This is a genomic window from Cryobacterium sp. N22 (assembly GCF_002929555.1).
Lineage (GTDB): Bacteria > Actinomycetota > Actinomycetes > Actinomycetales > Microbacteriaceae > Cryobacterium.
Window position 1 is genome coordinate 1 of sequence record NZ_PJJP01000028.1, and the last position, 14,824, is coordinate 14,824.

14 protein-coding genes are annotated in these 14,824 nt (G+C 70.9%); 8 read left to right on the forward strand and 6 right to left on the reverse strand.

The window, feature by feature from the left end; all coding sequences use genetic code 11:
- The coding region (locus tag CXY76_RS05070; RefSeq protein WP_158253840.1) for a TPM domain-containing protein at nt 1-2,028 on the reverse strand (2,028 nt) is incomplete at its 3' end.
- Nucleotides 2,029-2,185: 157 nt separating this feature from the next.
- Between CXY76_RS05070 and CXY76_RS05075 the strand changes: the two genes are divergently transcribed.
- Complete coding sequence (locus CXY76_RS05075) at nt 2,186-2,989, forward strand: gamma-glutamyl-gamma-aminobutyrate hydrolase family protein (protein WP_233199583.1); 804 nt, start codon at nt 2,186-2,188, stop codon at nt 2,987-2,989.
- A 52-nt stretch (nt 2,990-3,041) separates the two neighbouring features.
- Here CXY76_RS05075 and CXY76_RS05080 read toward each other — a convergent pair whose 3' ends face one another.
- Nucleotides 3,042-3,575, reverse strand: a complete 534-nt coding sequence (locus CXY76_RS05080; RefSeq protein WP_146073369.1) for a TetR/AcrR family transcriptional regulator — start codon at nt 3,573-3,575, stop codon at nt 3,042-3,044.
- Between the two features lie 105 nt (nt 3,576-3,680).
- Here CXY76_RS05080 and CXY76_RS05085 point away from each other — a divergent pair, with 105 nt between their 5' ends.
- A complete protein-coding gene (locus CXY76_RS05085; RefSeq protein WP_104163165.1) occupies nt 3,681-5,225 on the forward strand; it encodes an MFS transporter in 1,545 nt (514 codons plus the stop codon).
- 243 nt (nt 5,226-5,468) lie between these two features.
- The gene (locus tag CXY76_RS05090) at nt 5,469-5,936 is read left to right on the forward strand and encodes a hypothetical protein (RefSeq protein ID WP_146073370.1); all 468 of its coding nucleotides are present in this window, start codon (nt 5,469-5,471) and stop codon (nt 5,934-5,936) included.
- On the opposite strand, the gene CXY76_RS05095 is transcribed toward CXY76_RS05090, so the two are convergent.
- Both CXY76_RS05095 and CXY76_RS05100 read right to left on the reverse strand, forming a co-directional pair.
- Nucleotides 5,933-8,215: a cation-translocating P-type ATPase gene (locus tag CXY76_RS05095; protein ID WP_104163167.1), complete on the reverse strand. Its 2,283-nt coding sequence runs from the start codon at nt 8,213-8,215 to the stop codon at nt 5,933-5,935. The two genes, CXY76_RS05090 and CXY76_RS05095, sit on opposite strands and share 4 nt — an antisense overlap.
- Entirely contained in the window at nt 8,212-8,463 is a 252-nt protein-coding gene (locus CXY76_RS05100; RefSeq protein ID WP_104163168.1) for a heavy-metal-associated domain-containing protein, read from the reverse strand. Before CXY76_RS05100 ends, CXY76_RS05095 begins: the two co-directional genes overlap by 4 nt.
- Nucleotides 8,464-8,584: 121 nt before the next feature.
- Here CXY76_RS05100 and CXY76_RS05105 point away from each other — a divergent pair, with 121 nt between their 5' ends.
- Both CXY76_RS05105 and CXY76_RS05110 read left to right on the forward strand, forming a co-directional pair.
- Entirely contained in the window at nt 8,585-8,920 is a 336-nt protein-coding gene (locus CXY76_RS05105; RefSeq protein WP_104163169.1) for a metal-sensitive transcriptional regulator, read from the forward strand.
- A 60-nt stretch (nt 8,921-8,980) separates the two neighbouring features.
- Nucleotides 8,981-10,165: a low temperature requirement protein A gene (locus CXY76_RS05110; protein ID WP_233199584.1), complete on the forward strand. Its 1,185-nt coding sequence runs from the start codon at nt 8,981-8,983 to the stop codon at nt 10,163-10,165.
- On the opposite strand, the gene CXY76_RS05115 is transcribed toward CXY76_RS05110, so the two are convergent.
- Nucleotides 10,144-10,731 carry a hypothetical protein gene (locus CXY76_RS05115; protein WP_104163171.1) on the reverse strand — a complete coding sequence of 196 codons (588 nt, stop codon included), beginning with the start codon at nt 10,729-10,731 and terminating at the stop codon, nt 10,144-10,146. The genes CXY76_RS05110 and CXY76_RS05115 overlap by 22 nt on opposite strands.
- A gap of 84 nt (nt 10,732-10,815) precedes the next feature.
- Here CXY76_RS05115 and CXY76_RS05120 point away from each other — a divergent pair, with 84 nt between their 5' ends.
- The 3 genes from CXY76_RS05120 to CXY76_RS05130 all read left to right on the forward strand — a co-directional run bounded on the left by CXY76_RS05120 (nt 10,816) and on the right by CXY76_RS05130 (nt 13,120).
- A complete protein-coding gene (locus CXY76_RS05120; RefSeq protein WP_233199585.1) occupies nt 10,816-11,802 on the forward strand; it encodes a DMT family transporter in 987 nt (328 codons plus the stop codon).
- Nucleotides 11,803-11,812: 10 nt separating this feature from the next.
- Nucleotides 11,813-12,598, forward strand: coding sequence for a hypothetical protein (locus CXY76_RS05125; RefSeq protein WP_146073371.1), 786 nt, complete (start codon nt 11,813-11,815; stop codon nt 12,596-12,598).
- 93 nt (nt 12,599-12,691) lie between these two features.
- Nucleotides 12,692-13,120, forward strand: a complete 429-nt coding sequence (locus CXY76_RS05130) for a hypothetical protein (protein ID WP_104163174.1) — start codon at nt 12,692-12,694, stop codon at nt 13,118-13,120.
- Nucleotides 13,121-13,159: 39 nt separating this feature from the next.
- Here the strand turns inward: CXY76_RS05130 and CXY76_RS05135 are convergent, their stop codons facing one another.
- Nucleotides 13,160-14,779, reverse strand: coding sequence for an ABC-F family ATP-binding cassette domain-containing protein (locus CXY76_RS05135; protein ID WP_104163175.1), 1,620 nt, complete (start codon nt 14,777-14,779; stop codon nt 13,160-13,162).
- Nucleotides 14,780-14,824: the final 45 nt, after the last annotated feature.

Here is a 14,824-nt window from a genome sequence, read left to right on the forward strand (position 1 = left end):
CATCCCGCCGAAGCCCCCGCCACCGCCACCGAACCCGCCGCCGCCGCCGAGGATCTGGCCGATCAGGATGCCGCCGAGCACGGCACCCATCGACCCGTTGCTGCCGCCGCGCCGGCTGGCCCCGCCGCCGCCGAAGAAGTCGCCGAAGTCGTCGTCGTTGTTCGAGAAACTGTCCACGTCGCGCCGGGCCATGGCCGTCGCCTCCGCGGCCAGCGAGCCGGCCCGCTGGGACACGGCCAGTGCGGCGGCCGGGTCGCTGGCCACCAGGGAGTCGGCCTGCGCGGTCAACCGGCCGGCCTCGGCCAGCCGGGTGCGCGCCTCGGCGCCGACGGCACCGCGCCGGGCGGTGATGAAGTCCTCCGCCGCCGACACCTGGCTGCGCGCGGACTGCAGGCTCTGGGCCAGCGCCGCCTGCAGACGCTGCGCCTGCAGCTGGGCGTTCCGCACGCCCTGCAGCGCGGCATCCATGGCGGAATTCGTGGCCTCGAGGGTGTTCAGCAGTTCGATCGGGTTGATCGGCGGCGCGGCCAGGCCGGCGCGCACCTCGGCCAGGGTCTGCTCGGTTCGGGCGATCACCCCGGGCACCGCGGCCGACGCGTCACCCGCCGCGGGCAGCGCGCGGGCGGTGACCAGGTCGGTGTCGAGGTCGGCGAGCACCGCCGGGATGCCGGACTCCGCCTGCTGGAGGTCGGCGGCCAGCCTGTCGACGGCGTCGACCAGCAGTTTCGCCTGGTCGATGGCCTCCTCCGCAGCGCGGATGTCCACGGCCGCGGCGCTCGGTTCGCCGGCGGCGAGCCGGGTGCGGGCTTCGGCCAGCGCGTTGGCGGCGAAGGTGAGCCGTTCGGCGGCCTGCTCGGGGTTGTCGGCGACGGTGTCGATCGCCGCGGGGGCGTACCGGGTGGCGAGTTCGGCGACCCGGGCCTCGGCCTGGTCGAGTCGGGCGTCGATGGCCGCCAGCTCGGTGTCGAGTTCCGCCGCGGCGGCCGGGGCGTTGGCCTCCAGCTGGCGCAACTCATCGAACGCGGCGGCCTGCTCGTCGAGGGCACGGTTGGCCTCGGCGCACAGGTCGATGATCTGGCGGTACCAGGCCCGCACCTGCTCCTCGGTGTCGGGTTCGGCGTCGTCGAGGCGCTGTTGCAGGGTGAACGCCTGGCTGAGCTTGCCGGCCGCGCCGCTCACGGCGGCCTGGAAGGGTTCGGCGGCGGCAGCGCCGTACGAGGCGAGGGCGAAGCCCACCTCCTGGCCGCTGGTCTTGATGGCGTCATCTGTCTCGATCAGCGCGCTTGATGCCTCCCGTTTCAGCTCGACCGTCGGCACCTCGGTAGCGGGCGTCCCCTGGCCGGTGACCGGCGCCGTGCCCCGCCGCCGCAGCACCACGATCACGATCGCGACGATGCCGCCGACCACGGCGAGCACCAGCAGCACGGCGATCCAGAGCGGAAAGCCGCCACCGGAGCCGCCGGAGCCCGGGTTGGCCTCACCGGGCGTGATGACGGGGGCTGTGAGTGGCTCGCCGGCCGCGCTCTGCTCCATGGCCGTGGCCCCGTTGATGGCGGCGCCGGCCCAATCGTTCTCCCGCAACGACGGTTCGATGGCGGTGTTCTGCACCTCGGCGAGCTGGGCCTCGTCGAGCACGAAGTCGGTGGCGACCGACAACTGATACTGCCGGTCATCCGTGGCCACGGCCAGCAGCACGTCGTTGTTGCCCAACCCGTTCGCCACCGCGGTCTGGTCGGCCCAGGTCGACGTGTCGTCGACCCCGTCGAAGCTCGACACGTAGGCCACGTACACGTCGATCTGGGTGCCGGCGAAGAGCTCGTCGAGGGCAGCGACCACCTCGGGCTCCCGGTCGCCGAGCGCGCCGACAGTGTCGACGATGTGGCTCTCCTCGAACGTCACCGGATCATCCGCCCGGGCGGGCGACGGCGCGCCCAGCCCCGCCCCGAGCACGGCGATAACGGCCGCGAGCAACACACCCGCGCCCATCCGGGTCAGAACCGGTCGTCTGCGCGTGCGGCTGGGCTGCATGGGTGAACTCCCTCGGATGCGGTGACGTGTCGAGCATAGAACCCCCCGGCTCTGTTGCGCCCTGTTACCGCGAGCCGGATGCCGATGGTGCGGCTCGGGCACACTGGAACCCGCACCATCCGCACCCCACCACCCGATCCCGTCACGGAGGCGAGTCATGACCACCACACAGCTCGCCACCATGACCGCCCTGCCGCTGCCCGCGCCGTCGCTGCCCGTGCGGCCGACCCTCGCGGTCATCGAGGTCACCCGCAGCCGGCCCGATCGCCCGGACTACCACGCCAAGGTGCAGACCCTCAACGCCACCGTCGTCGACGCCGGAACCGACGGCGGCTGGACCGTCGTGCGCCTGGCCGCCGCCGACCTCGACGCCGCCGCGCTGCTCGACCTCACCGACTCGGCCGACGCCGTCGTGATCGTCGGCGGCGAAGACATCGACCCGCGCTTCTACGGCGCGCAGGCCGGTTACGTGGGCGAGACGCCGCACTTCGTCGACGCTGACGAGGGCCAGATCGCGCTCGTGCAGCGCGCCGCCGACCGGGGAACCCCGGTGCTCGGCATCTGCCGCGGACTGCAGATCATCAACGTCGCGCTCGGTGGCGACCTCGTGCAGCACATCGATGACGGCATCCACCGCAACATCGGCGTCCCCATCGACGAGATCCTCTCCACCCACGGTGTTGTGCTCCGCTCCACCAGCACCCTCGCCGCGGCCCTGGGCGACACCCGCATCTCGGTGCAGAGCGCCCACCACCAGAGCGTCGGCCGGCTCGGCGCGGGCCTCACGCCCGTGGCCACCGCCCCCGACGGCCTGGTCGAGGCCGTCGAGCACCGCTCCCTCCCGATCACCGGTGTGCAGTGGCACCCGGAGGCCCCGGATGCGCCCGCCGACCAGCTGCCCCTGCTCCTGGCCTCGCTCTACCGGGCGGTCGCCACCGCCGAGGTCGCCCAGGCGGCCTAACCCCCTTTCGCGAGCTGTGACTTAAGCCCCGAAAAACTCGAGTTCGTGGTGCTTAGCTCACGGTTCGCGGAGTGAGGCGGGCCAGGAACGCGGGGATGTCCAGCTCGTGTTCGAAGGGTTCGCCGATCGTCGTGGCGTCGTAGTACAGCCCGTCGGCCAGGAGCATCGTGGCCCGGGCGAGGTCGGGGTCGCGCAGATCGTCGTTGAGGATGCCGAAGTAGCGCCGGCGCATGTCCACGATCACGGCATGGGCGCGCGGGTTGCGGCGGGCCAGCGACCCGCCGGCCAGGGTCGCCCGGTCCAGCGGGCTGTTGACGTACTCCGCCATCGCCACGTAGTACGCGGCGGCGCCGGTCGGGGCGGCGCGCATCCGCTCGTACTCGGAGTCGGCCAGCGTTTCGAGCCGGTCGATGAGCGCCGTCTCCAGGCCGTCCCGCGAGCCGAAGTGGTAGAGCAGCCCGCCCTTGGTGACACCGGCCGCGCGGGCGACGGCGTCCAGCGACGCGCCGGAACCGCTGGTGTCGATGAGCAGTTCCTGGAACGCGGTGAGGATGCTCTCGCGGGCGCTGTCGCGGTGTTGGGCCATGACCGCCACTTTACTGTACTTGGTGGTATAGTCTAAATCTGCTGTACCCAATGGTGCAGTAAAACTCGCCGTTCTCCGGAACCCCGATTCTTCAGCCAGGTAGACATGAGCACCACAGACGACATCCGCACCCCTGACCTCTCCGCAGCCGTACCGCGCGCCGGCCGCCGCGAATGGGCGGGCCTGGTGCTGCTGATGCTGCCCGTGCTGTTGATCTCGGTGGACAACACCGTGCTCAGCTTCGCCCTGCCGGCGATCAGCCTCGACCTGCGCCCGAGCAGCACAACGCTGCTCTGGATCGTCGACATCTACCCCCTGGTGCTCGCCGGGCTGCTCGTGGCCATGGGCACCCTCGGCGACAGGGTCGGCCGTCGCAAGCTCCTGCTGATCGGCGCCACCGGCTTCGGCCTGGTCTCGGTCCTGGCCGCGTTCGCGCCCACCGCCGAGCTGCTCATCGCGGCCCGTGCGGTGATGGGCTTCTTCGGCGCCATGATCATGCCCTCTACGCTGTCGCTGCTGCGCAGCCTGTTCCTGGATGCCCGTCAGCGCACCCTGGCCATCGCGGTATGGGCCGGCGCCTTCGCGGCCGGCTCCAGCCTCGGCCCCATCGTCGGCGGTGTCGTGCTCCAGCACTTCCACTGGGGCGCGGTGTTCCTCATCGCGGTGCCGTTCCTGCTACCCCTCGTCGCCCTTGCCGGGGTGCTCATCCCCGAGTCGAAGGACCCGGCACCGCTCCGCATCGACGGGATCAGCGTGGCCCTGTCGCTGCTCACTCTCGCCCCGCTGGTCTTCGCGATCAAGACCCTCACCCACGACGGTGTCGGCGTGCTCGGTGTCGGCGCGCTGCTGCTGGGCCTGGTCGCCGGGGCGCTGTTCCTGCGCCGCCAGCTGCGGATCGACAACCCGCTGCTCGACCTCACCCTGTTCCAGCACGCCCCGTTCGCCGGGTCGGTGCTGGCCAACTTCCTCGCCGTGTTCAGCCTGGTCGGCTTCCTGTTCTTCGTGTCGCAGCACCTGCAGCTCGTGCTCGGCCTCGACCCGCTCGCCGCCGGACTGCTGCTGTTGCCCGGGGCCGTGCTGTCGGTCGTGGCCGGCCTGGCCTCGGCCTACGTGGTGCGGCGGGTGCCGCCGCGCGTGGTGATCGTGGGCGGCATCCTGCTCTCCGCGGTGGGCTTCGGCCTGATCGTGCTGCTGCGGGAGAACCTCACCGCCGGTGTCGTCGTCCTGGCCTTCGGCATCCTCTCGGTGGGCGTCGGCGCCGCGGAGACGATCTCCAATGACACCATCCTCAGCTCGGTGCCGCCGGACAAGGCCGGTGCTGCGGCGGGGGTCTCCGAGACCGCCTACGAACTCGGTGCCGTGCTCGGCACGGCCGTGCTCGGCGCGATCCTCGCGGCGTCCTACCGGGCCAGCGTGGTGCTGCCCGACGGCCTCGGCCGCGGCGCGGCCGCCCAGGCCGGCGAGACCCTCGGTGGTGCGCTCGGCGTGGCCGGCGAGTTGCCCGCCGTGGACGCTCACGCGCTCACCGAATCGGCCAAGGCCGCGTTCGACAGCGGGGTGGGTGTCACCTCGATCATCGCCGTGGTGCTGATGCTGGTCGCTGCGGTGGTGGTGCAGCTGACCATGCGCACCCGCCGGCCCCGCGGCTAGGGCTGCCGCGGGCGACGAGGTGTGACCCGCGAGTGGACAGTTGCGGCCCGTGAGACGACCTAATGTGGGCCCCAACTGACCGCTCGCCATGTCCCAATTCGGCGAACGGGCAGAAGGGGCCCGTTCGGGGCAAATTGGTGGGCCGCAAGTGTCCTCTCGGCCGGGGGAGTGAGCGCGCACCCTCCCACGTGCGCCGCGCACCGACCCCTCGCGCTCAACAGGCCGCCGGGTGATACTCGGGGCATGACGGCAACCGGCACCCACCGCATCCAGGCACCCACTCGAAACCCACCCCTCACCCGCTCCGGATCAGAGAGAACCTTGATCGCGCTCGAAGCCGTCACCGGCGCGACCGCGCTGGCCGGCGGGGCGCTGCTGATGCTGGCCCCTGACGGTTCGCTCCTGATGGCCGATTCCGCGGTCCTCGACGGCACCGCGTTCGAGAACTGGCTGCTGCCCGGCGCCGCCCTGGCGCTGTTCGTTGGGCTCGGTTTCGCGGTCACCGCCGTCTGGCAGTGGCGCCGCGGCCCCTACGCCCGCCTTCTCTCGCTGGCCGCCGGCGTGGGCCTGGTGCTCTTCGAGATCGTGCAGTTCTCGCTGATCGGCTTCCACCCTCTGCAGCTCGTGTTCGGCATCGTCGGTCTGGTCACGGCCGTGCTGGCCTGGCGGCTGCCGGCCGCCCGGCACGGCACGGCCGGCGGAGCGCGCTAGCTCGACGCACGGAACCCGCGCAGGCGCAGGCTGTTGGTGACCACGAACACCGACGACAAGGCCATCGCCGCGCCCGCGATCAGCGGGTTGAGCAGGCCGAGCGCGGCAAGCGGGATCGCGGCCACGTTGTAGGCGAACGCCCAGAACAGGTTGGCCTTGATGGTGCCCAGGGTGCGCCGGGATAGCCGGATGGCGTCGACCACGGCGAGCAGATCGGCCCGCACGAGGGTGATGTCGCTGGCCTCGATGGCCACATCGGTGCCGGTGCCCATCGCGATGCCGAGGTCGGCGGCGGCCAGGGCCGCGGCGTCGTTGACCCCGTCACCCACCATCGCCACGACGTGGCCGGCGGCCTGCAGCGCGCGCACCCGCTCCACCTTCTCCGCCGGCAGCACTCCCGCGAAGACCTCGCTGATTCCCACCTGGTCGGCCACGGAGCGCGCCACGGTGGGGTTGTCACCGGTGAGCAGCACCGGCCTGAGGCCGAGGGTCACCAGCTGCGCGATGGCCGCGGCGCTGGAGGGCTTGACCTCGTCGGCGACGGCGAGGATGCCCCGGGCCGCGCCGTCCCAGGCCACCGCCACGGCCGTCTGGCCGGCGCCCTCGACGGCGTCGAGCACGGCAGACAGGTCGTTCGGCAGGTCGATCCGCCACTCGTCGGCGAGCCAGCGCGGCCGCCCCACGAGCACCAGGTGCCCGTCGACGACGGCCTGCACACCGAAGCCCTGCGCCGAGGCGAAGTCGGTGGCCGCCGGCAGTACACCGGCCCTGGCGGCCGCTCCGGTCACAATGGCAGCGCCGATCGGATGCTCGGAGCCGGCCTCGGCAGCGCCCGCGAACCGCAACAGCTCGGTCTCTGCGCCAGCCACACCATCGACAGTCTCCTCATTGGCTGAGACGCCGGCGTCGGCGGCAACCGCCGCCGCGACGTGCACGCCGAGCAGCGCCATCCGCCCGGTCGTGACGGTGCCGGTCTTGTCGAGCACGATGGTGTCCACCTGGCGGGTGGACTCCAGGATCTGCGGTCCGCGGATGAGGATGCCCAACTGGGCGCCGCGCCCGGTGCCCACCAGCAACGCCGTGGGGGTGGCCAGGCCCAACGCGCACGGGCAGGCGATGATCAGGGTGGCCACGGCGGCCGTGAAGGCCTGCTCGGCGCTGGCGCCGAGCGCCAGCCAGGTGACCAGGGTACCCAGGGCGATGACGAAGACGATGGGCACGAAAACGGCGGAGACCCTGTCGGCCAGCCGCTGCACCGGCGCCTTGCCGGTCTGGGCCTGCTCCACCAGGCGGCCGATGCGGGCCAGTTCGGTGTCGGCGCCCACCCGGGTGGCGCGCACGGTGAGGCGGCCGCCGGCGTTGACGGTGGCGCCCACCACGGTGTCGCCCTGGCCCACCTCCACCGGCACGGTCTCGCCGGTGAGCAGGCTGGTGTCGATGGCCGAGGCGCCATCGACGACGACCCCGTCGGTGGCGACCTTCTCGCCCGGGCGCACCACAAAAACGTCACCGACGACGAGCTCGTTGATTGGGATGCGCTGTTCCAGCGTCCCGCGGAGCACCGCGACATCCTTGGCGCCCAGGTTCACCAACGCCGTCAGTGCAGCGCCGGAGCGGGTCTTGGCGCGGGCCTCGACGTAGCGCCCGGTGAGGATGAACACCGTCACGGCGGAGGCGACCTCGAGATAGATCTCACCGGACCCGGCCGCCGTCATGCTCAGGTCCATCTGCATGGTCATGCCGGCCGTTCCGGCATCACCGAGGAAGAGGGCATAGAGCGACCAACCGAACGCGGCGAGTACGCCGACGCTGATCAGGGTGTCCATGCTGGCGGCGCCATGCCGGGCGTTCACCGCCGCGGCGCGGTGGAACGGCCAGGCGCCCCAGACGGCCACCGGCGCGGCGAGGGTGAGCGCGAGCCATTGCCAGTTGGTGAACTGCAGGGCCGGCACCATCGAGAGCAGGGTCACCGGGATCGCCAGGATCGTCGAGACCAGCAGGCGCTGGCGGAGGGCCAGGGTGTCGGCATCCAGGTCGGCCGGTTCGGCGGCCGTGGCGGCGGCGGGCGGTGCGGGCAGCCGCGCCGTGTAGCCGGTGGCCACGATCGTGGCGATGGCGTCGTCGATGCTGGTGCCCTCCGGCAGGCGCACGGTGGCCTTGTCGGTGGCGTAGTTCACGGTGGCTTCCACGCCGGGCAGCCGGTTGAGCTTCTTCTCGATGCGGGCGGCGCAGGACGCGCAGGTCATGCCGCCGACCACGAGGTCGACGGGCTCGCTCATGCTGCTGAGCCCTGGGCGCCGGCACCCTGCAATTCGTAGCCGGCTTCGTCGATGGCGGCACGGATCTCCGAATGAGCGGGTGCGGCGGCGCTCGTGACGTGTACCGTGCTGGCGGCGCCGACGACGAGGTCCACGGTCACCGCGCTGACCCCCGGCACCAGGGACACCTCTTCGATGACGCTGGCGACGCAGTGGCCGCAGGTCATGCCGGTGACGAGGAAGTCGGTGACGGATTCAGTCTGAGCCATGATGTGAGCCTTCTCCTGCGATACGGATGTTGCGATGCGGGGATACCCCCTCCGGGTACTCTAGCGCATGATTGTGATACCGTGAGGGGGTATAGGGTCAGCCGACAGCCAGGAGCGCACCATGACGACCGCAGACCACACCGCAGACACGACCGCAGACCACACCCACGACGGCCCGCACGGCTACATCTCGAACAAGGACGACTACCTCAAGCGCCTGCGCCGCATCGAGGGCCAGGCCCGCGGCCTGCAGGGCATGGTCACCGACGACAAGTACTGCATCGACATCCTCACCCAGGTCTCGGCCATGACCAGCGCACTGCAGTCGGTGGCCCTGGGCCTGCTCAACGACCACCTCAGCCACTGCGTCGTCGACGCCGTCGCCGTCGGCGGCGACGAGGCCCAGGCCAAGCTCAAGGAAGCCGGCGACGCCATCGCCCGACTGGTGCGTTCCTAGCCGAACTGTCCCTAGGCTGTCCGCATGACGGATGCGGGCGACTTCAGACTCCACAGGCGCATGAGCGCCCGCGACACCGGTGAGGCGCACCGGGTGGCCAGCCCGCTCGAACTGCTCTTCGACCTCACCTTCGTGGTGGCGGTGGCCCAGCTGGTCGTGCAGTTGGCGCACGGCATCGAGGGCGGCCATGGCTTCGAGGAGGTCGGCCCGTTCCTGATGGTGTTCTTCGCCATCTGGTGGGCCTGGATGAACTTCACCTGGTTCGCGTCGGCCTACGACACCGACGATGTGCCCTACCGGCTGCTCACCATGCTGCAGATGGGCGGGGTGCTCGTGCTCGCCGCGGGAGTGCCGGCAGCGTTCGCCGAGCAGGATTTTCGGGCGATCACGCTGGGCTACCTCATCATGCGCATCGGCCTGGTGGCGCAATGGCTGCGAGCCGGCTTCGAGCATCCGGAGGGCCGAGTGACGGCCTGGCGGTACGCGGTGGGGGTGAGCCTCGTGCAGCTGGGCTGGCTGGTCAGGCTGGCCCTGCCGGAGGAGGTCGGCGTGCTCTCGTTCGTCGTGCTCGTGGCCCTCGACCTGTCCGTGCCGTTCTGGGCGGAACGCTCGGGCAAGACCTTCTGGCACCCGCACCACATTGCCGAACGGTACGGCCTGTTCGTCATCATCGTGCTCGGCGAGAGCGTGCTGGCGGCCACCTTCGGTGTGCAGGAGGCACTGAGCGAGGGCGGCGTGAGCGGCGACCTGGTGCTCGTGTCGGCCGCGGCGCTGGTGACCCTGTTCGCGATCTGGTGGCTGTACTTCCTCGAGCCGGCGGGGGAGGGGCTCTCCGTCAAACGCAGCCGCTCCTTCCTGTGGGGGTACGGCCACTACGGCGTCTTCGCCGCGCTGGCCGCGCTCGGTGCCGGACTCGAGGTGGCGGTGGCCGAGGCCGGTCATCACCTGGAGGTGTCGTCGGTGGCGCTGGGCTATGCGGTGGCCCTGCCGGTGAGCATCTTCCTTGTGCTGCTCTGGGCCGTGCACGCGGTTCTGGTGTCCAGGTCGCAGATCCGGCCCGTGGTGATCCTGCCGGCGGCGGCTCTGGTGCTGCTGGTGCCGCTCGTCGCCGGGGCCACGGGGGTCACCGTGGTGGTGGTGCTGGTCGCCACCGTCTGCGTGCTCGTCGTGGCCATCACCCTGGCCGATCAGGCGCGTCGGTCCAGGTCGGCCGTCGAGGCCGGTCAGCCCTTCGGCACCCAGTAGCCCACCGCGCCCAGCAGCCGGGTCTCCCGGTCGGCGTCTTCGGGCACGGTCACCGCGGGCGGGAACACTCCCATCGCTCGGAATCCGTCGATCTGTGGGCCGATGATCTCCTCCAGGCTCTGCACCAACGGGGCCGGCAACGTGTAGTCCCAGCCGAGGTGGCGGGCGATGGACCAGGCCTGGAATGCCCGGTAGATGCTGATGTGCTCCAGGTACTCACGGATCGGAAAGTCGCCGTAGCTCAGGTGCACGACCTTCTCCGGGTTCAGGTCCTCCTGCACGGCGGCGGTGGCCACGTCGTTGAGCCGGTCGTAGGCCACGACAGGGTCGTCGCCGAGCAGGTCGCCGTCGTAGGTGCCGCCGGCGTCCTCGATGGTGCGGCCCAGCAGCACGTCGGGCACCCAGGCCTCATCGCGGGCGTGCGCGGCCAGAACGTCGCGTACGGTGGGGTTGGGCGTCACCGTCCAGTCGGTCGGGGCGGGGAGGTCCAGCTGGTCGGGGGTGATCCGGTCGATGACGGAGCGCAACGCGGCATCCGCCTGGAGGAAGAGCTCTTTCTGCTTCATGCCGGAACGCTAACACCTGCCGGCGACGCCGAAGCAGACCCGCCCGAATTGTCGACGGCGGCCGCGCTGAAATAAGGTCTGGATGTGCCCGTGTCCTTTATGCCCACCGAAGTCACCGATGCGATGGTGTCGTTTCTCGACCCGGTCGCCCGCAAGAACCTCGGCATTGCCGTCGCGCTCGCAGGCACGGTCTTCCTGGCCCTCGGCGCGCAGCTGCAGCATCGAGGCGTGGGCAAGACCTCCCTGTTGCGCCCCGGCGACCAGCAGAAGATGAGTATCGGCCAGCTGCTGGCCCTGCTGCGACGACCGTCCTGGCTGCTCGGCACGCTGCTGCTCGGCTTTGCCATCGTGCTGCAGCTGACCAGCCTCGGCCTGGCTCCGCTGCTCGTGGTGCAGCCGCTCGGCGTGGCCGCCCTGGTGCTCTCCACGGTGGTGGACTCCCGCCTCGCGCACACCAGGCTCGACGGCACCGTGCTGCGCTCGGTGGCCCTGTCGGTGGGCGGCATCGTGATCTTCGTCTCCATCGCCGCCGTGTACGCCACCGACCGGCCCATCCAGCCGCCCCAGGTGACGATCATCCTGATCCTGCTCGGCGTCGTACTGATCGCCTGCGGGCTGATCTTCACCCTGCTCCGCGCCCGCCTCACCGCCGTGGCCTACGTGCTCGGTGCCGGGGTGCTCTACGCCTTCGTCGCCACCTTGGCCAAACTCACCATCACGCAGCTGGTGGCCGGCGACCTGTCGTTGCTCACCCTGCTGTGCGTGGGCGGCATTCTCACGGCGGCGATCGTTGGCGGCGTGTTCGTGCAGGTCGCGTACTCCACGGGTCCGCCGAACCTGGTGATCGCCGGCCTCACGGTGGTGGATCCCCTCGTGGCCGTCGGCATCGGCATCGTCGTGCTCGGGGAGGCGTCAGAGGCCCCGCCATACGCCCTGATCGCGTTCGTCATCGCCGGCGCGATCGCGGCCTACGGTGTCGTCGGGCTCTCCAGGCACCGGCCGCAGTCCACGCTGGCAATCGTCTCCGAAAGCGGGCCCGAAACACGGAGGCCGCCCAGACAACGTCGGTAGCATCATGCTGATGTCAACCGTTCACTCGAAAACCAAGATCGCTGGCCGGGTTCTCGTCACCGCCGGTTTCCTGGCCCTCACTCTGACCGGGTGTGCGGCATCCGGGGTGGCGCAGACCGGTGCCGTGTCACCGTCCGAGTCCGGCGACTCCGCGGATGCGGCGCCAGACTCATCGGCCGACCCCGCCGTCGATGAGCCGACGGGCTGCCCGGTCACGGCCGAGTCGATGCCGGCCGGCGCGGTCAGCGCTGAGATCGCCGACATCGACGGTGACGGCGAGAACGACACCGAGTGGTACGACGAGTCGACCTCGCCGTTCACCTTCGGCATCACCATGGCGTCCGGCGCCACGGTCTCCCTCGCCGACGACCTGGCCGGTCCCGGCCGGCACAGCGGTTGGACGGCAGCGCTGCACAACGGTGTGGTGGTGACGGTGCTGGACGACAGCCGCAGCGCCACCCTGCACGCGATCGTGGACTGCGAGTTCGTCACCCCGATCGGTGTGGACGCCCGGCCGTACACCTTCGACATGCAGAACAGCAACGACACCGGTACCGGGGTGGGCTGCCTGGAAGTTGATGGCGGCCTCGAACTGAACGGCCTCCAGGTCACCCAGAACCGCGACGACAGCTACTCCCTGATGGCCACCGGAATCACGGTGTCGGCAGACGGGCTCACCGCCATCAACGGCTACACCGCCGTATCGGCCGCCCTGCCTCAGGACGACCCGCGGGTCGCCGAGGCGCAGACCTCCTCCTGCGACAATGCCCCGGTGGTCAGCACCAGCGGACGCTAAGACCCCTGCCGCGAATTGCGCCGACCGCCGACACCTGAAATCGTAGGGACCGGGGAATGTGAGAGACGTCAGCACGCTGGGGGGAGCGCGATCATGCATCGTGAGAAGAGGGTCGGCCGGTCGATCGACGACTGCGTCGGCGAGTCCACGTCGGCGGCGGCGGTGCTCGTGCGCCTCCTGCCCGACTACGCCGGCACGGTGCTCTGGTGCCCGCACCCCGTGGCATACGCCGCCACTGAGCTCGACGCCGCCCTGGTCGCCGATCTGATCCGCTGGGAGATCGGCTACTACGACGCGTTGACCGAGGACTTCTCCTGGCGCACCCCCGAGCTGGCCGGCGAGTTCACCGCCACCGGCATCCGCCTGGCGATGCGGCTGGCTGTGCAGCTGGGGTCGGGTTTCGACATCGAGTTCGCGTCCTATGAGGCCGGCACGGCAACCCGGCGGTTCCGCAGCGAGTGCCCGGCCGACAACCCGCGGGCCACCGCGGCGTTCACCGCGCTGGCCCGGAGCGCCGCGTGATCCTGCGGCTGCCGGTGCACCTGCACCTGCACCTGCACCTCACTCCTCGTGCGCTGACGGCGCCCCCTCGGCCAGCCGCCCGGCCGCGTCGAGGCTGAGCCAATCGGTGATGCCCAGCCTGGCCAGGAACGCGTCGTCGTGGCTGACCACCAGCAGGCCACCCCGGTAGGCGCCGAGCGCGCCGACCAGTTGGTCGACACTTCCACGGTCGAGGTTGTTCGTCGGTTCGTCCAGCACGATCAGCTGCGCAGGCGGGTCGGCCAGCAGCAGCCGCGCCAGCGACACCCGGAACCGTTCCCCGCCGGACAGGCTGCGCACCGGCCTGCTCACGGCGTCCCCGCGCAGCAGGAACCGCGCCAGCCGATTGCGCAGCTCCCCGTCGGGGACGGCCGGGGCTGCCGCGGCCAGATTCTCCAGCGCACTGGCGTCGTCGTCGAGCCCGTCCAGCCGCTGGCTGAGATAGCCGATCCGGCTGGTGTGCGCGATCGCGGTGGCGCGCCCGGCACGGGCGGTCTCCGGGTGCACAAGCGACTCGAGCAGGCTGGTCTTGCCCACACCGTTGGGGCCGGTCAGCGCCACTCGGGCCGGGCCGTGCAGCTGAAATCCGCGATCGCTGCCGTGCAGTTCGGCCAGGCGCTTGCCGCTCGGCACCTGCGGGTCGGGCAGGTCCACGTGGATGCTGTCGTCGGAGCGCACCAGGGCGGCGGCGTCGGCGGCCGCCGCGCGGGCATCCTGCACCTTGCCGTCGAACTCGGTGCGGAGTTTGCCCGCTGATACCTGGGCAGCCGACTTACGCAGCCCCATGACGATCTTGGGTACCCGTTTGTTCTCGAACTCGGTGCGCGCGAACCTGCCGCGGTGGGCGAGCTTGGTTTCGGCCTCGATGCGTTGCTGCTTCTCCTTCTTCACGACCTGGTCGGCGGAACGTTGGGCCTGCTGCGCGGCGGCCTGTTGCCGGTCGAGGTGTTCGAGAAAAGCGCCGTACGGTCCGCCGAACACGGTGAGGGCACCGGCGTGCAATTCAGCGGTGTTGTCCATGAGGTCCAGCAGGGCGCTGTCGTGGCTCACGACGATCAGCGCGCCCGGCCACGACCGCACCATGACGGCCAGCCGCCGTCGGGCGGCGCCGTCGAGGTTGTTGGTGGGTTCGTCGAGCACCGTGATCGGGGTGGCGGAAAGACGCAGTCCCGCGATGGCGACCAGGATCGCCTCGCCGCCGGACATCTGCCCGACCGGCCGGTCGAGGTCGCTCTCGGTCAGTCCGGCCGAACGCAGCGCCTCGCCGGCACGGGTGGTGATGTCCCAGTCGTCGCCGAGCACGTCGAAGTGCCGTTCGTGCACGTCGCCGGCCTCGATGGCCCGCAACGCGTCGAGTTTCGGGCGAACCCCGAGCAGGTCGGCCGCGGTGACGGAGACGCCGAGCGTGAGGGTCTGCGGCAGGTAGCCGACCTCGCCGGAGCGCGCCACGGTGCCCGCGGAGGGCGCCAGCTCACCGGTGATCAGCCGCAACAGCGTGGATTTGCCCGAGCCGTTGGCGCCGACCAGTCCGGTGCGGCCGCGGCCGAAGGCGGCGGTGATGCCGGTGAACGCGATGGATCCGTCTGGCCAGATGAGGCCGATATCCGTCAGCAGGATGGGTGAAATGTGGGCCGTAGCCATGGGACTCCCCGTCGTCAGTGTGGGCACTGACTCCGGAAGCCGCGG

What these genes read in the sequence shown, in the direction of transcription:
- CXY76_RS05080 (WP_146073369.1), bottom strand. Translation starts at nt 3,575, where the DNA reads ATGGCCCAACACCGCGACAGCGCCCGCGAGAGCATCCTCACCGCGTTC.
- CXY76_RS05135 (WP_104163175.1), bottom strand. Translation starts at nt 14,779, where the DNA reads ATGGCTACGGCCCACATTTCACCCATCCTGCTGACGGATATCGGCCTC.
- CXY76_RS05100 (WP_104163168.1), bottom strand. Translation starts at nt 8,463, where the DNA reads ATGGCTCAGACTGAATCCGTCACCGACTTCCTCGTCACCGGCATGACC.
- CXY76_RS05085 (WP_104163165.1), top strand. Translation starts at nt 3,681, where the DNA reads ATGAGCACCACAGACGACATCCGCACCCCTGACCTCTCCGCAGCCGTA.
- CXY76_RS05130 (WP_104163174.1), top strand. Translation starts at nt 12,692, where the DNA reads ATGCATCGTGAGAAGAGGGTCGGCCGGTCGATCGACGACTGCGTCGGC.
- CXY76_RS05075 (WP_233199583.1), top strand. Translation starts at nt 2,186, where the DNA reads ATGACCACCACACAGCTCGCCACCATGACCGCCCTGCCGCTGCCCGCG.
- CXY76_RS05095 (WP_104163167.1), bottom strand. Translation starts at nt 8,215, where the DNA reads ATGAGCGAGCCCGTCGACCTCGTGGTCGGCGGCATGACCTGCGCGTCC.
- CXY76_RS05125 (WP_146073371.1), top strand. Translation starts at nt 11,813, where the DNA reads ATGTCAACCGTTCACTCGAAAACCAAGATCGCTGGCCGGGTTCTCGTC.
- CXY76_RS05110 (WP_233199584.1), top strand. Translation starts at nt 8,981, where the DNA reads ATGAGCGCCCGCGACACCGGTGAGGCGCACCGGGTGGCCAGCCCGCTC.
- CXY76_RS05115 (WP_104163171.1), bottom strand. Translation starts at nt 10,731, where the DNA reads ATGAAGCAGAAAGAGCTCTTCCTCCAGGCGGATGCCGCGTTGCGCTCC.
- CXY76_RS05090 (WP_146073370.1), top strand. Translation starts at nt 5,469, where the DNA reads ATGACGGCAACCGGCACCCACCGCATCCAGGCACCCACTCGAAACCCA.
- CXY76_RS05105 (WP_104163169.1), top strand. Translation starts at nt 8,585, where the DNA reads ATGACGACCGCAGACCACACCGCAGACACGACCGCAGACCACACCCAC.